The 17736-nt window shown below is 65.8% G+C and carries 13 protein-coding genes and 2 pseudogenes; 10 read left to right on the top strand and 5 right to left on the bottom strand.

Going from position 1 to position 17736, the window contains the following annotated elements:
* The first annotated feature begins 132 nt into the window (after window positions 1–132).
* A complete protein-coding gene (locus IQ220_RS01625; protein ID WP_193913001.1) occupies window positions 133–999 on the top strand; it encodes a hypothetical protein in 867 nt (288 codons plus the stop codon).
* A 105-nt stretch (window positions 1000–1104) separates the two neighbouring features.
* On the opposite strand, the gene IQ220_RS01620 is transcribed toward IQ220_RS01625, so the two are convergent.
* Both IQ220_RS01620 and IQ220_RS01615 read right to left on the bottom strand, forming a co-directional pair.
* Entirely contained in the window at window positions 1105–2229 is a 1125-nt protein-coding gene (locus IQ220_RS01620) for a hypothetical protein (protein WP_193912999.1), read from the bottom strand.
* 113 nt (window positions 2230–2342) lie between these two features.
* On the bottom strand, window positions 2343–3137 hold the full coding sequence (locus IQ220_RS01615; protein ID WP_193912997.1) for a class I SAM-dependent methyltransferase: 795 nt from the start codon (window positions 3135–3137) through the stop codon (window positions 2343–2345).
* An 863-nt stretch (window positions 3138–4000) separates the two neighbouring features.
* Here IQ220_RS01615 and IQ220_RS01610 point away from each other — a divergent pair.
* Window positions 4001–5488 carry a YdiU family protein gene (locus IQ220_RS01610; RefSeq protein WP_193912995.1) on the top strand — a complete coding sequence of 496 codons (1488 nt, stop codon included), beginning with the start codon at window positions 4001–4003 and terminating at the stop codon, window positions 5486–5488.
* A gap of 128 nt (window positions 5489–5616) precedes the next feature.
* Window positions 5617–5805, top strand: a complete 189-nt coding sequence (locus IQ220_RS01605; RefSeq protein ID WP_186698089.1) for a hypothetical protein — start codon at window positions 5617–5619, stop codon at window positions 5803–5805.
* A gap of 50 nt (window positions 5806–5855) precedes the next feature.
* Here IQ220_RS01605 and IQ220_RS01600 read toward each other — a convergent pair whose 3' ends face one another.
* Window positions 5856–6359 carry a DUF2062 domain-containing protein gene (locus IQ220_RS01600; RefSeq protein ID WP_186698087.1) on the bottom strand — a complete coding sequence of 168 codons (504 nt, stop codon included), beginning with the start codon at window positions 6357–6359 and terminating at the stop codon, window positions 5856–5858.
* Between the two features lie 8 nt (window positions 6360–6367).
* Here IQ220_RS01600 and mnmE point away from each other — a divergent pair, with 8 nt between their 5' ends.
* The 5 genes from mnmE to grrM all read left to right on the top strand — a co-directional run bounded on the left by mnmE (window position 6368) and on the right by grrM (window position 11580).
* The gene (gene mnmE / locus IQ220_RS01595) at window positions 6368–7798 is read left to right on the top strand and encodes a tRNA uridine-5-carboxymethylaminomethyl(34) synthesis GTPase MnmE (protein WP_370566305.1); all 1431 of its coding nucleotides are present in this window, start codon (window positions 6368–6370) and stop codon (window positions 7796–7798) included.
* Window positions 7799–7853: 55 nt separating this feature from the next.
* On the top strand, window positions 7854–8717 hold the full coding sequence (gene nadC / locus IQ220_RS01590) for a carboxylating nicotinate-nucleotide diphosphorylase (RefSeq protein ID WP_193912993.1): 864 nt from the start codon (window positions 7854–7856) through the stop codon (window positions 8715–8717).
* Window positions 8718–8818: 101 nt separating this feature from the next.
* The gene (grrP, locus tag IQ220_RS01585; protein WP_228008801.1) at window positions 8819–9847 is read left to right on the top strand and encodes an extracellular substrate binding-like orphan protein GrrP; all 1029 of its coding nucleotides are present in this window, start codon (window positions 8819–8821) and stop codon (window positions 9845–9847) included.
* 66 nt (window positions 9848–9913) lie between these two features.
* The gene (grrA, locus tag IQ220_RS01580; protein ID WP_193912991.1) at window positions 9914–10390 is read left to right on the top strand and encodes a GrrA/OscA1 family cyclophane-containing rSAM-modified RiPP; all 477 of its coding nucleotides are present in this window, start codon (window positions 9914–9916) and stop codon (window positions 10388–10390) included.
* Window positions 10391–10401: 11 nt separating this feature from the next.
* Window positions 10402–11580 carry a cyclophane-forming radical SAM/SPASM peptide maturase GrrM/OscB gene (grrM, locus tag IQ220_RS01575; RefSeq protein WP_186698082.1) on the top strand — a complete coding sequence of 393 codons (1179 nt, stop codon included), beginning with the start codon at window positions 10402–10404 and terminating at the stop codon, window positions 11578–11580.
* Here the strand turns inward: grrM and stpA are convergent.
* Window positions 11570–12693 (bottom strand): annotated as a pseudogene (gene stpA / locus IQ220_RS01570) (glucosylglycerol 3-phosphatase). The gene grrM and the pseudogene stpA sit on opposite strands and share 11 nt — an antisense overlap.
* 244 nt (window positions 12694–12937) lie before the next feature.
* Here stpA and IQ220_RS01565 point away from each other — a divergent pair.
* Both IQ220_RS01565 and IQ220_RS01560 read left to right on the top strand, forming a co-directional pair.
* Window positions 12938–14482 (top strand): glycerol kinase GlpK, encoded by a 1545-nt coding sequence (locus tag IQ220_RS01565; protein ID WP_193912989.1) that lies wholly within the window; start codon window positions 12938–12940, stop codon window positions 14480–14482.
* Window positions 14482–16046: pseudogene (locus IQ220_RS01560) on the top strand (FAD-dependent oxidoreductase). The gene IQ220_RS01565 and the pseudogene IQ220_RS01560 overlap by 1 nt, the downstream one beginning before the upstream one ends.
* Here the strand turns inward: IQ220_RS01560 and IQ220_RS01555 are convergent.
* Window positions 16007–17716: an alpha-amylase family protein gene (locus tag IQ220_RS01555; protein WP_193912987.1), complete on the bottom strand. Its 1710-nt coding sequence runs from the start codon at window positions 17714–17716 to the stop codon at window positions 16007–16009. The pseudogene IQ220_RS01560 and the gene IQ220_RS01555 overlap by 40 nt on opposite strands.
* Window positions 17717–17736: the final 20 nt, after the last annotated feature.

Here is a 17736-nt window from a genome sequence, read left to right as displayed (position 1 = left end):
CACACACGCCAGGAACACACTATCAGGCAGGCTATTGAGCATATTCTAAAGTTTGGGGAACACGTTGAGTTGAACTCTACTCACGCTAGACTCTTACTACCAACTCAGTAATTAGTCTTTGGAACGATTCCGATGCACGACGCCATCCCCCAGGAATTCAACGCAAGACAGTATCGAAAGCACAATCCAGACTTGCCAGACCTCAGAACAAAGGCACTTAGGCAACATTGGCAAGATCATGGTCTAGCCGCCAACAGAATTGCAAGCGAAATCAGCAATCGGATGCAATTCATGGACAAGTCCCTTGGCCACTGCCAAAGGATGCTTGAAATCGGGCCATTTGATAAGCCATCGCTTGAAAGGTTTAGAAAGCCTGGAGTAGAGATTGAATACGCCGACTACTTTACTACCGACGAACTTCGAACTCGTGCAAGTCACGCTCTAAACAGGAATCCCGACAAAGTTCCCCACATCGACTATTGCCTGGCGAATGGCTTTTCTCAGATTACCAGCAAATATGAAGCCATAATCTCTCATCACTGTGTAGAGCATCAACCCGACTTAATAGCACATTTCATCAATGTACTTTCAGCCTTAGAGGACTCCGGGCACTACGCATTTACTGCACCACATAAATTATATTGCTTCGATCACTTTATTCCAGAATCGACTTATCTTGAAGTCATAGTTGCCCATCTAGAGCACAGGTCAAGACCTAGCTTGCGTTCAGTACTTGAAACGAGATGCTTCAGCCGTCACCAGTATCAAGAAGCGCTCAACCCCTTCAGAAATGCTACAACGGCCATGAGAAGGTGCATTGATGCAGCTATGAACGAATACGCCTCCAAGCCCTATGTTGATGTACATTGTTGGCAATTTACCCCGGCATCACTAAAGAACATCGTATTGAACCTCTCCATACTAGGATATTTACCTCAGTTGAACGTTAGAGTATTCTGTCTGGGCGCCGAGTTTGGATGTATTCTATCAAAAGCATGATATTTTCGAGCCAGAGTACCTCGCTCTAAGTCAGAGTCTCTTCGAAACTCTGCAAGCATCCTAGTCAAATAGTCTATGACAGGAACTTCTAGGGCTGATATTGAGTCACCGCCTAATCATTCTTCTTAGCCTGCGAGTCTTTTCTCTTATGGGCTGACTTGAAGGCTGCAGATGCTGAGCAAGCTTCATCAGTCTGAAAGCAACACGAACCCCAAGTGACTCTTTTTCCAAGATCTTATTTGCTGTCTTCATGAGAAAACTTGATCTCTTTGCCCGCCAAGCGCGATCTTCACTTTGACTCAGCTCAGAAATAGCACCCTTAATGATGGCAACCTGAGAATCATCGAGGGGAGAGATCAAATTCGATTCTATCTCAACATCGTTGGTGACTACAAGTGGGGAAGACAGAGGCAATCTTCGATTAATCGCATGGATGATCGGTTTCATTTCATCAGCAATCTTCTTGCTTGACGAAGCCGATGGCAATAAAGGGTCAGAATCAATATCTGGGAGTGAGTTAACCAATGCATCTGATAGCTTGGTGCCCGCGAACTTGCCATAGAGTCGATTGACAAGAACGAGAGCCTGCAACTCTGAAACAGACATCGACCGGTTTACTCTCATACTTGTAAATCTATGAGTATCGACTAAAGTATCTATGCCAATGATTTCAGAGATTCTTCGGGTAATTGCATAGCCTAAATTCGAAAAGTTTAATAGAGAAAAGGAAATCTCCTTGCTCTCGAGCTGTTCAATAATCTCGAGAGCTCTGAAAGCATGCTTGCATCTATAGCTAGTGCGCTCTAGAAAGGCCTCGTATGAAATGAACAACCCATCACGCTTAACCAGTTGATGGTATTCAGATGAGAGCATGTCTCCTGGATTGCGGACAGCTAGAATCACGTGCAAGTTAAAGTTATCCTTACTATTGTCGAGAGCCGCGTACACACTATCCATATAGTGGAAAGCATTCTCACAGGAAAAAACATACTTATCGTAATTCTGGTTGTTCCTCACGGTCGCCAAGACCTGAGTGTCAAACCAATCATTCGTGTCACTCGGATCAATGTTGCCTGAACTTATCCGTGATCGGATCGCATTTGAAAAGCTGGGATGCTCTTTATACAGTATGCCTGCAGAAAGAAGCATCTTCTGAGATTGTGCCATCAATGCCTGGAACGCCGAGGTTCCGGTTTTGCCATGACCAATATGGAGGTAGATCTGCTTCATTATTGCATGAGTAGGTTATTAATCGGATTACGATCTAATCAAATACCGTTCAGTTCGGTTGGGACTCTTTCTCGCTACCAGTAGTGTTGGCTGAATATGAAAAGTGGTAAGCATTACTGGGGAGGCTTGTGCTTCGAGTGCGCAAATAGAGTCATGCAAGGTCCATTGGGATGATCCATTTGACAGGAATGTATATCTATGTCAAAACCATGATCGCTTAAGCGAGTTAGGATGTCGTCTTTCTGAACCCATATTGAATACTCTTGACCACCGCCACAGAAGGATTGATCTTTTTGTCCTTGACCATAGAATTGCTTAAATGCCGGGTAAGTTGTGCCACCTGCACTGAGTTCGATTTGGCTCCATCGATTAGGCCAAAGACTTGTCAATGACTCATCATAGAAATGAGTCCATATTCCCACAGATAGACATTTAGACAGGATGAGGTCAATTGTCTCCAAGGGATTTTTCATGTGATAGAGAACGCCACTGGCAGCAATAAAATTGAATAGAGGGGTGCTGGGATTCTTTAGATAAGGGATAAAATCACCGTAGAGCGCCTTGGCATGGAGATTGAATTCATTATAAATGATTAGTGTTTTTAGAAACGCCCTGGAATTGCTTTCAATTGAAGTAACATTCCAGCCTGCATTGGAGAACATGTAGGAATGTGCCCCCTCCAGCGGCCCCAGCTCGAGTGCATTAATTGATTCTGAGGTAAGCGAGCTGCCAAACAACTCATTTGTTTTCTTGATCCAGTAGTCTGCACGTGGGTCAGAAAAAAGCGGGGCTCTTCCACCATCTGGACAACCTGGTATGGCAGAGCTCCACTCGCCTTTAAAGATGCCAATTGTATTGGACAGAGATGGTGGCTGGTCCGTGTAGTGATCCAGAATCCTGTCTGACATGCCCCAAGGAGCAAAGATTGTGATCAGTATAGTAGAGAGCCTGCTTGAGGCCAGGATCCTGATGCTGGCTAAAGCTGTTATTCGTCAGCCCAGGCTGAAGCAGGCGCGTGCGCTGCCAACGCCGCCTGCAACCATAGGAGTCTAACAAAGGTACTCAATCTCTAGAAGGCTAGTCTTGTTTTCACCAATGAGACAGATGTGAGCCACTTTAGGTCCTAATGTCTACACTGGCCTCGTACTCAGGCCTGTTGGTTTGCCTTTGGGGCCTAGAGGGCTTTCCAGTCGTACACTTTTATCCGACACGCCGATCTTTTAGATAGCATATAAGAAGCAGTGGTCTTGCACGGTTCATGGACGTCTCCATGCAAGAAGGATCTTGAGCTTTAGGCCGTTTTCCTGATGCCCCGGCAGGAATAGACCGCTCCGAAGTCCGAGCTGATAATGGCTGACCCGAAGGGATTCTCCTCCTTCGGATTGAAAGGCACTTTCTCCTCTTCAATCGGATCAGGCAGGCTGCTTCCGAAAGCATCCAGCCGTAGGAGGTGCTCCCCGGCTGCGGCAATCCAGACCTCGGCCTCGCATTCCTTGAGAGCTTCTCAATGCCGACCCGGCAGCGCATCCCATAGGCCAAGCCATCTGCACAGTAATGGAACCACTACTTTGCCTTGGCGGCAACATACATCTCAGGATCTCTCTTGCCCTCTTTGTTCTTGGTGGAATGGAGGGCGCAGATGGCCTTCCATCAAGGATCGCCCGCTTCTTGACGTTATCGATCACCGACGTTGAAGCTCCCCCTGCCTCGTTGGCAACCCAGTGTCCCTTGGGACCTGCTCATTAGGGTCAATCCGCTCAAGCTTGTTGCAATGCCCCCCAACCCCCTGCTCGCCCTGCCGTTCGAGCCCCAGCTCGAAGGACTCGGGGCTGACTACTGGGACGTGGTGGAGGCAGCGCAGTTCCCGCGCACCCAGCTGCGCTTCCGCAACGACTCCCTGTTACACCAAATCGGCCTCAATCCTGCCAGCGTCTCCGACGCCGACATCGAGGCCGCCTACGGCCGCTTCGAGGCGCGCACACCCCTGCTGGCCCTGCGCTATCACGGCCATCAGTTCGGCACCTACAACCCCTTTCTGGGCGATGGCCGTGGCTTTCTCTATGGCCAGCTGCGCGACCGCCATGGCCAGCTGCAGGACCTGGGCACCAAGGGCAGCGGCACCACCCCCTGGAGCCGCGGCGGCGATGGCCGCCTCACCCTCAAGGGGGGCGTGCGGGAGGTGATCGCCGGCGAGGCGCTGCAGCGCCTGGGCGTGACCACCAGCCGCAGCCTCAGCCTGGTGGAAACAGGGGAGGATCTGTACCGGGGAGACGAGCCCTCCCCCACACGCAGCGCCGTGATGGTGCGCCTGGCCCGCACCCACCTGCGCTTCGGCAGCTGCGAGCGGATGCTCCATCAACGCCAGCCGCGACAGCTGGAGCGCCTACTGCAGCATGTGGTGATCACCTACTACCCCGAGGTGGCCGCAACCGAAGCGACTGGGGAGGCGCGGCTGCTGGCCTTTTACGGCGAGCTGGTGGAGCGCGTGGCCCGACTCAGCGCCGAGTGGATGGCCGCCGGCTTCACCCACGGGGTGCTCAACACAGACAACATGTCGCTGGCCGGGGAGAGCTTCGACTACGGCCCCTTCGCCTTCCTCGACCAGTTGGACCCGCGCTTCACGGCGGCCTACTTCGATCACGCCGGTCTCTACGCCTACGGCCAGCAACCGGCAGTCGCCCACCAGAACCTGCGCCTGCTGCAGGAGCCCCTGGTGATGCTGCTGCCCCGGGCCGAGCTGGAGGCCCGCCTGGAGCGCTTCGCGCCGGCCTTCGACCACCACTACCGCCAGCTGATGGCCAGGCGGCTGGGGCTGCCGCCGGCATGGCCGGGGGAAGGAGATGGCCTGGGGGAAGCCCCGGATCCCCTGCCTGCCACATTGCAACTGCTGGCGGCCTGGCCCGTGGGCTACGGATCCTTCTTCGCCGGGCTGGCGGCGCGGGTGGCAGAGGCAGGCCTGCCGAGTACACCCGATGAGCTGGGGCCCTTCCTGGCGGGGGCCCCGCAGCCGCCCCGGCAGCCTTGGCTGGCCTGGCGCGACGCCTGGTGGGCCTGCAGCCACCAGGCTGCCAACACCGAAGCCAACTCCCCAGACGCGGCCAGCGCGGCCAGCTCGATCGCTGATCGCCTGCAGCGCTGGAACCTGCCCGAAACCCCGGTGCGTCGAGTGATTGAGAGGCTCTGGGAGGCGATTGATCAGGCCGACGACTGGCAACCCTTCCACGACTGGCTGGCGCGCACTGTGGTGAAGGACGACTGATTCGAGTGGCTCTGAGCATGGGCATTCGGCCACAGCGCCCGGGCCGTGTGTCTGCTGCTACAGCTCAATCGGAGCATGTTGTCTACAAAATGAGGATAATTTTTCGTCCGACAACCACCCATCTGGCCATGACATCTGAACAGGCCGCCGAATTGATTGACCACACCCTCGATCAGGTGCATCAGCGCCTGCAGGATCTCCAGGATCAGTGCCTCAGCGAAGACCATCAGGCCCTGGCTGAGGAATTCCGCGAATGGCGCCATCCCACCGGTGGCCACATCGACCTGATGGTGTTTCCCGGCCTGGCCAATTCCTGATCCCCGTCCTGAAGCGAAGTCATGAAACCGATTCATGGGCGGGGCCTGCATCAACCTGTGGGCGGCCGTGGGACTTGGGGATCAGCCTGGCCGCCTGTCTGCAGCAGCCAGCGCCAGTAGAGCCAGCCGCCCAGGGGCCCGGCGGCGAGACCCACCACCAGGGATCCCAGCAACATGCGGCTCGCAAAAGCCCAGCCCAGCTGCCAGATCGCCTCACTGCGCAGGCTCTCCATGCCCGGCCAGCCCTGGCCCGGCCCCAGGAACACACTTCCCAGCTTGAAGTTGAGCCAATAGAGGGGCAGGTAGGTGAAGGGGTTGCTGATCCAGGTGCCCGCGGCGGCGAGCAGGTGGTTGCCCCGCACCAGGCTCGCCAGCGCCACCCCCAGCAGGGTCTGCAGCCCGAAGAACGGAAAGCAGCCGCAGAACACCCCCGCCGCCAGCCCCCTGGCCCGCTGACCGGGGCTGCCCTCCTGCTGCCACAGCCACTGGATCGCCCGCTGGATGGCACGCACCGCGGGGGCAAGCGGTTGAAACTGGGGTGGACGCAGCGCCATGGAACGGGGTGACAGGCGAGCTGGAGCTGGATGACGAAGCGATCACGGCCAGCGCCCAAGGCGGCGACACGATCGCAGCGGTCGCCACGGCGATCGCGCCTGGGCAGGGGAGTGTGGCGATCGTAAGAATCTCCGGCCCCCGGGCCGAGGCCATCGGCGCCCGGCTGTTCCGGGCGCCGGGTTCCCAGGTGTGGGACACCCATCGGGTGCTGTATGGCCACGTGGTGGATCCGGCCACGCAGGAACGGGTGGATGAGGCCCTGCTGCTGCTGATGCGGGCGCCGCGAAGCTTCACCCGCGAAACCGTGGTAGAGCTCCATTGCCATGGCGGCCTGGTGCCGGTGCAGCGGGTGCTGGAGCTGGTGCTGGCCGCCGGGGCCCGCCTGGCCCAGCCCGGGGAATTCAGCCAGCGGGCCTTTCTGAACGGCCGCCTCGATCTCACCCAGGCCGAGGCGGTGAGCGAGATGATCACGGCCCGCAGCCGCCGCGCCGCCCAGCTGGCCATGGCCGGCCTCGATGGCGGCCTGCAGCGCCGTATCGGCAGCCTGCGGGAGCGGCTGCTCGACCAGCTGGCCGAACTGGAAGCCCGGGTCGACTTCGAAGACGACCTCCCCCGCCTCGACGCCGCTGCCGTAGTGGCCGCCCTGGTGGCGGTGCAGCGGGAGCTGGAGGCCCTGGTGCTGGAGGCGCGTCAGGGCGCGGCCCTGCGGGAGGGCCTGCGGGTGGCGATCGTGGGGCGCCCCAATGTGGGCAAGAGCAGCCTGCTCAACCGCCTCAGCCACCGCGAGCGGGCGATCGTGACCGACCTGCCCGGCACCACCCGCGATCTGCTGGAGAGCGAGCTGGTGCTCGACGGCGTGCCGCTCACCCTGCTCGACACCGCCGGCATCCGGCCCACCGCCGACGCCGTGGAGCAGCTCGGCATCGCCCGCAGCCACGAGGCCCTGGCCAGCGCCGATGCGGTGCTTCTCCTGTTCGATCTCCAGGCCGGCTGGACCGAGGAGGACGCCGCCCTGCGGAACCTGGTGCCGGAGGGGGTGCCCCTGCTGCTGGTGGGCAACAAGGCGGATCTGATCGCCCCGGATCAGGCAGGGCCTCCTCCAGCCCAGTCCGAGTCGGTGGCGACAAGCCCCGATGGCGTGATCAGTGCGCTGACCGGCGCCGGCAGCGATGCCCTGGTGCAGCAGCTGCTGCGGCGCTGCGGGGCGGGCGATGGGCAGGGTCTCCAGGTGGCCCTCAACGCCCGTCAGCGCGATCTGGCCAGGGAGGCGGCGACTGCCCTGACGGGCAGCCTGGAGGCCGCCGAGCAGGGGCTGCCCTGGGATTTCTGGACCATCGACCTGCGCACGGCGGTGCGGGCCCTCGGTGCCATCACCGGCGAAGAGGTGAACGAGGCGGTGCTGGATCGGGTGTTCTCGCGCTTCTGCATCGGCAAGTGAGCCGGGCAGGCTGCCATGGTCCTGGAGGGTCCGCCCTCCTGCCGCGCTCGCTGCCATGCCACCGCTGAGCCCCCTGCAACTCGAGCCCCTGCTGCGCGCCTGGCTGGCGGAAGATCTGGGCCGCGGCGACCTCACGGCGCCCGCCCTAGCGGGGGCGCGGGGCCGGGCCCACTGGGTGGCCAGGCGCGCCGGGGTGTTCAGTGGCGGGGCGTTGGTGGAGCCCCTGTTCCGCCTGCTCGATGCCGAGCTGCAGGTGCGGCTACTGGTGGGTGATGGCGAGCGGATCCAGGCCGATCAGCGGTTGCTGGAGCTGGAGGGAGATGCCGCGGCCCTGGTGGCAGGCGAGCGCACGGCCCTGAACCTGGCGATGCGCCTGAGCGGCATCGCCACGGCCACCGCCGAGCTGGTGCAGCAGCTGGAGGGCAGCGGCGTGCGTCTGGCCGACACCCGCAAGACAACTCCAGGGCTGCGGCTGCTGGAGAAATACGCCGTGCGCTGTGGCGGCGGCCTCAACCACCGCTTCGGGCTCGACGACACCGCCATGCTCAAGGAGAACCACCTGGCCTGGGCGGGCGGGGTGGTGCCGGCCCTGCTGGCGGTGCGGGCTGCGGCCCCCTGGCCCGCCCGGGTGATCGTGGAAGCGGAGACCGCCGCCGAGGCCGAGCAGGCGATCCAGGCCGGCGCTGACGCCGTGCTGCTGGATGGCTTCAGCCCTGGTGCCCTGGCCGAGCTGGTGCCGGTCCTGCGCCGGCTGGCCACAGACCTGGGCCGGGCTGTGGTGCTGGAGGCCTCCGGGGTGGAGCCGGCCCAGTTGCGCGCCTGTGCGGCCAGCGGCGTGGACCTGATCTCCAGCAGCGCACCGATCACCCGCAGCCCCTGGCTCGACATCAGCATGCGCTTTGCGCAGCAGTGGATCTGAGCGGTCTTCGTCGCAATGAAGAATCCCGCAGGCTGCAGCCCGCCGCATGGCCGGATGCCCCAGGCCTTGCCAGAGTCCTGGGGCATCCGGCGTGGCGTGCTTTGTCTTCCCCAGGCCCTTCGGCCGCTCCCTCCCCAGGGGGATCAGCCCCTTACGGCCGCCCCCTGAGCCTGAGCTGCGCCGAGCCCGCCGCCTCGGGCGCGCTCTGTAGCACGGCCACCCTGGCAGCCCTGGCCGTGGCTGGGGGGCTGGCGCTTCCTGCTGCCGCCCTGGCGGGAGGAGCCGTGGAACGGGTGGCCCGCTCCGGGGAACTGGTGCTGGTCGGCCCCGCCGACGCGCCGCCCCTGCTGAGCGGCGGCAGCCAGGGCCAGCCCCAGGGCTACGCGGTGCTGCTGGGCGAGCGGATCGCCGCCGAGCTGGCCAGGGCCGTGGGCCGTCCCGTGAGGCTCCGGCTGGTCATGGAGCCCGACCTGGCCGCCACCGCCGCTCGGGTGACGGCCGGCACCGCCGACCTGGCCTGCGGCATTCCCTTCAGCTGGGAAGCCGACATGACCGCCGACTTCTCAATGCCCATCGGCGTGTCGGGCCTGCGCCTGCTGGCCCCGGCCGGCCGCTTCGACGGCAATCCCGCCGCCCTGACCGGCCGCCCGATCGGCGTGGTGCGCTCCACCCTGGCGGAGACGGAGCTCGAGGGGATGCAGCCCGAGGCCCGGCTGGTGCCGTTCGCCAACCTGTCCGAGGCCCTCGATGCCCTGGAGGCGAACCGGGTGGAGGGAGTGATCGGTGACACCAAGGTGCTCGCTGCCCTGGCCCGGGCCCGGGGACTCAAGGACCTGGCGCTGGTGCCCGACGAGCCCTTCGAGAGCTATGGGGTGGCCTGCCTGCTGCCGGAGAACGACTCCGCCTTCCGCAACCTGGTGGATCTGGCCATCGCCCGGCTGCTGCAGGGCTATGTGGACGGCAGGCCAGAAGACGTGGCCGCAGTGGATCGCTGGCTGGCGCCCGGCACCGGCCCCGGCGCTGCCCATGAGCAGGTCGATGAGATCTTCCAGGGGCTGTTGCTGGGCCGGGAGGCGATCAGGCCCCTGCCCGCGGCCGACGGCGATCAGCAGCCCGAACCCGGCAGCTGAAGCGGCCTCTGCTCCCCTTCCCGCCGTTCCTTTTTTCCGTCCGCGCGTCTCTTCGCAGCACCTGTCATGGCCTTTCTGACCCGCTCCCGCCTGTTCGGCCTGCTGCTGCTGGTGTCGTTGCCGCTCGACTGCGCAGCGGCCCTGGCCACCGCCGCCGCGCAGCAGGGATCGACCGCCAGCATCGAGGCGCGGATGCAGCGCATTGCAGCGGTGGTGCGGGACAGGGAGCAGCAGGCCGGCACCAACCTGGAAGGCCAGGATCGTGAGGAACTGGGGCCAGAGGCCGGGCCACCGGACGCCCTGGCCTACGTGTTCGTCAACGCCCCCACCGTGGGCTGGGGCAACGGCGGCTTCCGCAATGGCGGCTTCTACAACGGAGGCTTCCGCAACGGCGGCTTCTTCAATGGCGGCTTCCGCAACGGGGGGTTCCGCAACGGCGGCTTCCGCAATGGCGGTGGCTTCCGTAATGGCGGCTTCCGCAATGGGGGCGGCTTCAGGAATGGGGGCTTCCGCAACGGCGGTGGCTTCCGCAACTTCCGCTGAGCGAGGCCCCGATGAGCGTCACCCCGGTGCCTGAGCTGGCCTATGGGCCGGTGCGCCTGCTGGTGCTGCAGCCCACCCCCTTCTGCAACCTCGACTGCAGTTACTGCTACCTGCCCCAGCGGGACGACCGCACCCGGCTGTCGCTGGAGCTGCTGGAGGCGGCCCTGGAGCGGGTGCTGGAGAGCCCCTTCTTTGACGGGGGATTCACCCTGCTCTGGCATGCGGGCGAGCCGCTCACCATGCCGATCGCCTTCTACGACGCCGCCAGCGCCCGCATCCAGGCCGTGCTGCAGCGCCACGGGCTGCCGCCCTCCACGGTGGTGCAGTCGCTGCAGACCAACGCCACCGTGATCGATGCGGCCTGGTGCGACTGCTTCGAGCGCCACGACATCCACGTGGGCGTGAGCATGGATGGCCCCGCCTTCCTGCACGACGCCCACCGGGTCACCCGCACCGGCCTGCCCAGCCATGCCGCCGTGATGCGGGGGGTGGACTGGCTGCAACGGCGGGGCATCCCCTTCGAGGTGATCTGCGTGCTCACCGCCGCCGGGCTCGACCATGCCGACGCGATCGTCGATTTCTTCCTGCAGCAGGGCATCGGCGACGTGGGCTTCAACATGGAGGAGACCGAGGGCGTCAACACCCAGTCCAGCCTGGAGGTCTCGGCGGGGGAGCGGCCCGCCCTGGAGGCCCGCTACCGCCAGTTCATGGAGCGCGTCTGGGACCGCTGCGGCGACCAGCCCGAGCGGTTGCGGATCCGCGAGTTCGAGGGAATCACCAGCCTGGCCTGCGGCGAAGCCCGCCTGGTGCAGACCGATATGAACACCCCCTTCGCGATCGTGAACGTGGATGCCCGCGGCAACATGTCCACCTTCGATCCGGAGCTGCTGTCGGTGCACACCGAACGCTTCGGCGATTTCTGCTTCGGCCACGTGCTGCGCGACAGCCTGGTGGATCTGGCCGGCACGCCGAAGTTCCAGCAGGTGGAGCGCGAGATCCGCACCGGTGTGGAGCGCTGCCGGGCCAGCTGCGACTACTTCGGCCTCTGCGGTGGCGGCGCCGGCAGCAACAAGTACTGGGAGCACGGCCGCTTCGACGGCACCACCACGCAGCACTGCCGCTACCGCATCCAGCTGGTGGCCGAGGTGGCCCTGGCCGGCATGGAGCGCGAGCTGGGCCTCAACCCCTGAGGGCCTGACCCCGGCGCTCGGCGAGCCTGCCGAACAGCTCCACGTATTGCCGTGGCCCGCCGGCCAGGCTGGCGTCGATGCGCAGGGAATCCTGCGGATCGGTGAGACCCACCAGGCGGCCATCGGCGTGGGAGGGGCGGTCCACGGCACCGCCGCTGCTGTCCACCAGCACCACCCGGTTGGCCGTGCCGAACACCGCGCCCAGCTCCTGCAGCAGGGTGAGGAAGCCCCGGTCGCTGCCGCCCCGCAGCCAGCCCCCGCCTGCGCCGGCACCGAGGTGATCGTGTCGCCCACCCCCACCAGGGTGGGCATCAGCGCCGGCTCGAAGGCCGAGCGGGCCAGCTCCAGCAGGCTGGGGTGGTCGTGGGGGGCCGTGCGCACGTTGAAGTCGGCGCCGAGGGGGGGGCTGCCGCTGCGGCGGCCGATGGCCTGATTGAGCAGCACCAGCAGGCCCACCTCCTTGAGGGCGCCGCGCAGCATCAGCTGGAAGTCCGTGGTGCCGGTGCCGGCGGGGCTGGCGGGCTTGAGCTGCTCAGCACCGTCCCGGCGGCCGAGGTTCGGGGCCAGGTGCAGGAAGAAGGCCTCGCCCAGGCCTGCCGCTGTGGCCTCCGCCAGCAACTCCCCCATCAGCTCCAGAGCCAGGGCCTGTAGATCCTGCTGGCCGGCCACGTTGCCCTCCACGGCAGCGAACAGCCCGTTGAGGTTGAGGCTGGGGGAGAGGGGGTTGTCGAGCACGGCCGCCTCCACCAGGGCCTGCCGCCGATCCCCACCCAGGTGGGGCAACAGCGCCGGCAGCCGCTCCAGCAAGCTGCGCCGCAGCCGCTGCGGCACTGCCGCCAGGAAGGCGATCTCCCCGGCCGACACCCCCGGATGGCTCACCAGGCCAAAGCGGTCCTGCAGCTGCACGCCACCGGCCGCCAGCCCGGGCAGGTAGAGGCCCTCGGCGGCGGGCTCGGCACTGCCGGCCAGGGCCTGCTCCACCACCCGGTTGACGCCGCGGCTGCCCTCGTGCTCGCCGTTGGTGAGCACCGCAAACTGTCCCTCCAGCTGCCGCGCCGCGCGGATGTAGGCCGGCTCCAGCCGCCGCTGGCGCGGATCATGCACCAGCTCCATGCACACCCCGTCGAGGTCCTGCACGATCAGCAGCTCGGCAGGGGCGGCCAGGTCCTCGAGCAGGGCATCCGGGCTCAGGGGGTTGGGCGAGAGGGGCATGGCGCGGGCTGCCGGGGCGTCGGGCGGCCGGGGGCCGCTGCAGTCACCCTGCCCCATCGGCCCACCGTTGCACTTCCTTGCGGCCGGGTGGATCCCTGGGTTCAGCCCAGCCTGTTGTGGTACCAAACTCAAAACAGGTGGCTGCATGGGTTCTGCCCTCTTTCTGAGCATCGACCAGGGCACCACCAGTTCCCGCGCGGCGCTGTATGACCACCAGGGCCAGCAGGTGGCCTGCTGCGGTGCCCCCCTGGAGTGCCACTACCCGGCGGATGGCTGGGTGGAGCAGCACCCGGAGGCGATCTGGCAGAGCCAGCTGGCCGCTCTGCAGCAGCTGGAGCAGGCGATCAGCCCGGAGCAGCGCCGAGCCGTGGTGGCCTGCGGGATCGCCAACCAGCGTGAAACCACCGTGCTCTGGCGCCGGGGCACGCAGGAGCCCCTGGCCCCGGCGATCGTGTGGCAGGACGGCCGCACCGCCGCCCTCTGCGCCGCCTGGAAGCAGCAGGGGCTGGAAGCCACCATCCGCCAGCGCACCGGCCTGCTGGTGGACCCCTACTTCAGCGCCAGCAAGATTGTGTGGCTGCTGCGGGAGCTGCCGGCGGCGGCGGCGGCAGCGGCGGCCGGGGAGCTGTGTTTCGGCACCGTGGACAGCTGGCTGCTGTGGCGGCTGTGCGGACGCCATGCCACCGACTGCAGCAATGCCAGCCGCACCCTGCTGATGGACCTGGAGCAGCTGCGCTGGGATCTCGAGCTCGCCTCCAGCCTGGGGGTGCCGCCCGATGCCCTGCCGGAGCTGCTGCCGAGCCAGGCCGCCTTCGGCACGATCGCGGCGGGGCTGCCCTTCGCCGGCGTGCCGATCACGGCGGTGCTGGGAGACCAGCAGGCCGCCACCCTGGGCCAGAGCTGCCTGACCAGCGGCGAGGGCAAGTGCACCTACGGCACCGGCGCCTTCCTGGTGATCAACACCGGCGCCACGATCCAGCGCTCCGACGCCGGCCTGCTCAGCACCGTCGGCTGGACCGATGCCGTCGGCCGGCCCACCTACTGCCTGGAGGGCAGCCTTTTCAATGCCGGCACCGCCATTCAGTGGCTGCGCGACGGCCTGCGGCTGATCGAGCGCTCCGACCAGGTGAACGCCCTGGCGGCCAGCTGCAGCAGCAGCGGCGGCGTGATGCTGGTGCCCGCCTTCACCGGCTGGGGCACGCCCCATTGGGATCCGGCGGCGCGGGGCCTGCTGATCGGCCTCAGCCGCGACACCGGCCCGGCCCAACTCGCCCGGGCCACCCTGGAGGGGATCGCCCTGGCGGTGGCCACCCTGGTAGAGCTGGCCGAAGAGGCCCTGGGCGAGCCCCTGCAGGAACTCGCTGCCGATGGCGGAGCCGCAGCCGCCGATCTGCTGCTCCAGGCCCAGGCCGATGCCACCGGCCTGCCGGTGCGGCGCCGGGCCGACCTGGAGAGCACGGCGCGGGGCGTGGCCCTGCTGGCTGGGGTGCAGGCTGGAGAGCTGGAGGGCCTGGGTGCCTGGAGCGACCTGGCCGAGGCCCCCGGTGCCCGGCGCTTCGAGCCCGCGATCAGCCTGGAGCAGCGCCAACATCGGCAGCAGCGCTGGCGGTCCGCCGTGGAGCGCAGCCTGCACTGGCATGACCCCGACCTGCAGCAGGCTCAAGTGGTAACCCCTTCCGGAGCAGCCTGATGACCGTGGATCTGCTCGTGATCGGTGGCGGCGCTACCGGGGCCAGCGTGGCGCTTGAGGCCGTGCGCCGTGGCCTCTCGGTGACCCTGGTGGAGGCGGGCGACATCGCCCAGGGCACCAGCAGCCGCAGCACCAAGCTGCTGCACGGCGGCGTGCGCTACCTGGAACTGGCCTTCCGCCGGCTGGACTGGCGCCAGCTGCAGCTGGTGCGGGAGGCACTGGGGGAGCGGGGCCACTGGCTGGAGGCGGTGCCGTTTCTGGCCCACCGGCTGGAGCTGCTGCTGCCCACCGCCGGCTTCATTCAGCAGGCCTACTACGGCATCGGCCTGGGGCTCTACGACCTGTTGGCCGGGCGCCGCGGCATCGGCGCCAGCCGCTGGCTGGCCCGCGGCACCGTGCAGCAGCAGTTGCCCGAGCTGGCTCCCGGCTACAGCGGCGTGGCCTACAGCGATGGCCAGTTCGACGATGCCCGGCTCAACCTGTTGATCGCCCGCACCGCCGCGGGCCTCGGCGCGAGCGTGCACACCCGCACCCGGGTGGTGGAGCTGCTGCGCCAGCAGGGCCGCCTCAGCGGCGCGGTGGTGGAAGACCTGCAGACAGGCGAGCGCCGCGAGCTGCAGGCCCGGGTGGTGCTCAACGCCACGGGCATCGGCGCCGACGCGATCCGCCGCATGGCCGATCCCGACCAGGGCCCAAGGCTGCAGGCCAGCCGTGGCATCCACCTGGTGCTGAAGGGAAACCTCTGCCCCGGCGGCACCGGCCTGTTGATTCCCGCCACCGACGACGGCCGGGTGCTGTTCGTGCTGCCCTTCTTCGGCCGCACCCTGGTGGGCACCACCGACACCTCCTGCCCGGTCGGGGAGGCCAACGCCCCCAGCGCCGAGGAGGAGGCCTACCTGCTCAGCTACGTGCGGCGCTGGTTCCCCCAGCACGGAGAGCCGCAGGTGTGCAGCCGCTGGGCCGGCGCCCGCCCCTGCTGCGCCCGGCCAGCGCCGCCAGCCCCGCTGCCGCGGGTGCAGCCCCGGAAACCTCCACCGTGGTGCGCGAGCACGAGGTGGAGCAGCTCCCCTCCGGACTGATCAGCGTGATGGGCGGCAAGTGGACCACCTGCCGCCCCATGGCCCTCGATGGCCTGAAGGCCGTGGCAGCCCAGCTGGGCCGTCCCCTGGCGGAGCCCGCCGGACCCACGCCCATCCTGGGTGCCGAAGAGGAGCCTGAGTCCACCCGCCGGGGGCTCGCCGCCCTGGAGCAGCGCCTCGGCGCTGAGCACCCGGCGGCCCTGGTGCAGCATCTGCTCGCCAGCCACGGGTTGCAGGCCGAGGCGGTGCTGGCCTGCGCCGCCTCGCCCCAGGAAAGGGAACCCCTGAGCCCGGTGATTCCACTCACCGCCGCGGAAGTGCGCCACGCCGTGCGCCACGAGTGGGCCCGCAGCAGCGACGACGTGCTCTGGCGGCGCTGCCGCCTCGGCTTCGTGGACAGCGCCGAGGCCGAACGGCTGCGGCCCGAGGTGCAGCGGCTGCTGGATCAGGAGCTGGCGGCCACCGGCTCCGCCCTTTCGGGCTGAGGCGGCTCCTCAGCCTCGGACACCATGTCCGCTTCGCCCACGAGCCACCAGAAGAAGCCGTAGGCGGGCAGGTAGATGAACCAGCTGTCATTGGCGGCGGGAAACTCGCAGCCCCACACCACCTCGCGCATGCGGCTGCCCCGCCACTGGCCCAGATCGAGCTGGGTGGAGGCTCCCGTGCCCGACACATTGGCCGCCACCACCATGGTCATGTCGCCGGTGCTGCGGGCGTAGCTCAACACGGAGGGGTGGTCGCTCTCCAGCAGCTGGAAGTCCCCCAGCCGCAGGGCCGGCAACTGCTGGCGGCTGGTGAGCATGCGGTGATGCCAGTTGAGCAGGGAGCCGGAGAGCTGTTGCTGCACGGCCACGTTCACCACCCGGTAGTCGTAGCCGGGGGCGGTGATCGGCGGCAGCACCAGCAGGGGATCGGGCGCCGTGGAGAAGCCGCCGGCGCGGTCCCGCGTCCAGGCCATCGGCGTGCGGTTGGCATCGCGGTCGCGCAGCCCGGGCCAGTCGCCCATGCCCAGCTCATCGCCGTAGTAGAGGCAGGGGATGCCGGGCAGGCTGTAGATGAGGCTGTGCAGCAGGGTGTTGGGGCGCGGATCGCCGTTGAGCATCGGCGCCAGCCGACGGTTGATGCCCCAGTTCAGCCAGTGGCCCTCGGCGTTGGGGAAGCCCGTGCACACCGCCTCCACCACCGCATCGCTCACCAGGTGGCCATCGCCCAGCCACAGCTCGTCGTGGTTGCGCAGGGGCAGGGCCCAGCGGCAGCCCGGTACGGCGTTCTGGGCCTCGCGCAGGCAGGTGTAGAGCTGGTCGCAGCGCCCCTGGGCCACCGCCGCGAACAGGTGGGCGGTGAGGGCGAACTCGAAGGCCGCATGCAGCTCCCCCTCCGCCAGGTAGGGAGCCGACTCCTGCACCGGCTGGATCGCCTCGGCCAGCAGCAGCACGTCGCGGTCACAGGCGTCCACCCGCTGCCGCACCCGCCGCAGGAAGGCGTGGGTCTCAGGCAGGCCCTCGCAGCGGCTGCCCTCCTCCTCGAACAGGAAGGGCACGGCGTCGAGCCGGAAGCCGTCGATCCCCTGCTCCAACCAGAAGTCCACCACCGCCAGCATCTCCTCCTGCACGGCGGGGTTGGCGTAGTTGAGGTCGGGCTGGTGGCGCAGGAAGCGATGCAGGAAGTACTGCCCCGCCACCTCATCCCATTCCCAGTTGGAGCTCTCGTAGCGGCGGAACAGCACGGGGGCGTCGGCGTAGCCGTCGTCGCGATCCCGCCACACGTAGAAGTCGCGCTCGGAGCTGCCGCTCGGCGCCCAGCGGGCCCGCTGGAACCAGGGGTGCAGCACGCTGGTGTGGTTCAGCACCAGATCGAGCACCACCTTGATGCCGAGCCGATGGGCCTGCTCCAGCAGCTGGCGCAGGTCGGCCATGCAGCCCAGATCAGGGTGGATCGACTTGAAGTCGGTGATGTCGTAGCCGCCGTCCTTGAGCGGAGAGGGGTAGATCGGCGTCATCCAGATCGCGTCCACCCCCAGCCAGCTCAGGTAGGGCAGCCTCTCCCTGATGCCGGCCAGATCGCCGATGCCGTCACCGTTGGCATCGGCAAAGCTGCGCGGCAGCAACTGGTAGATCACACAGCCTTCCCACCAGTGCGCCACCGGATCAGGCATCAGGCATCCAGACCCTCTCG

This window comes from Cyanobium sp. LEGE 06113, from assembly GCF_015207615.1.
The sequence above is the reverse complement of the archived record's forward strand: the minus strand, read 5'-3'. Positions and strand labels throughout refer to the sequence as shown.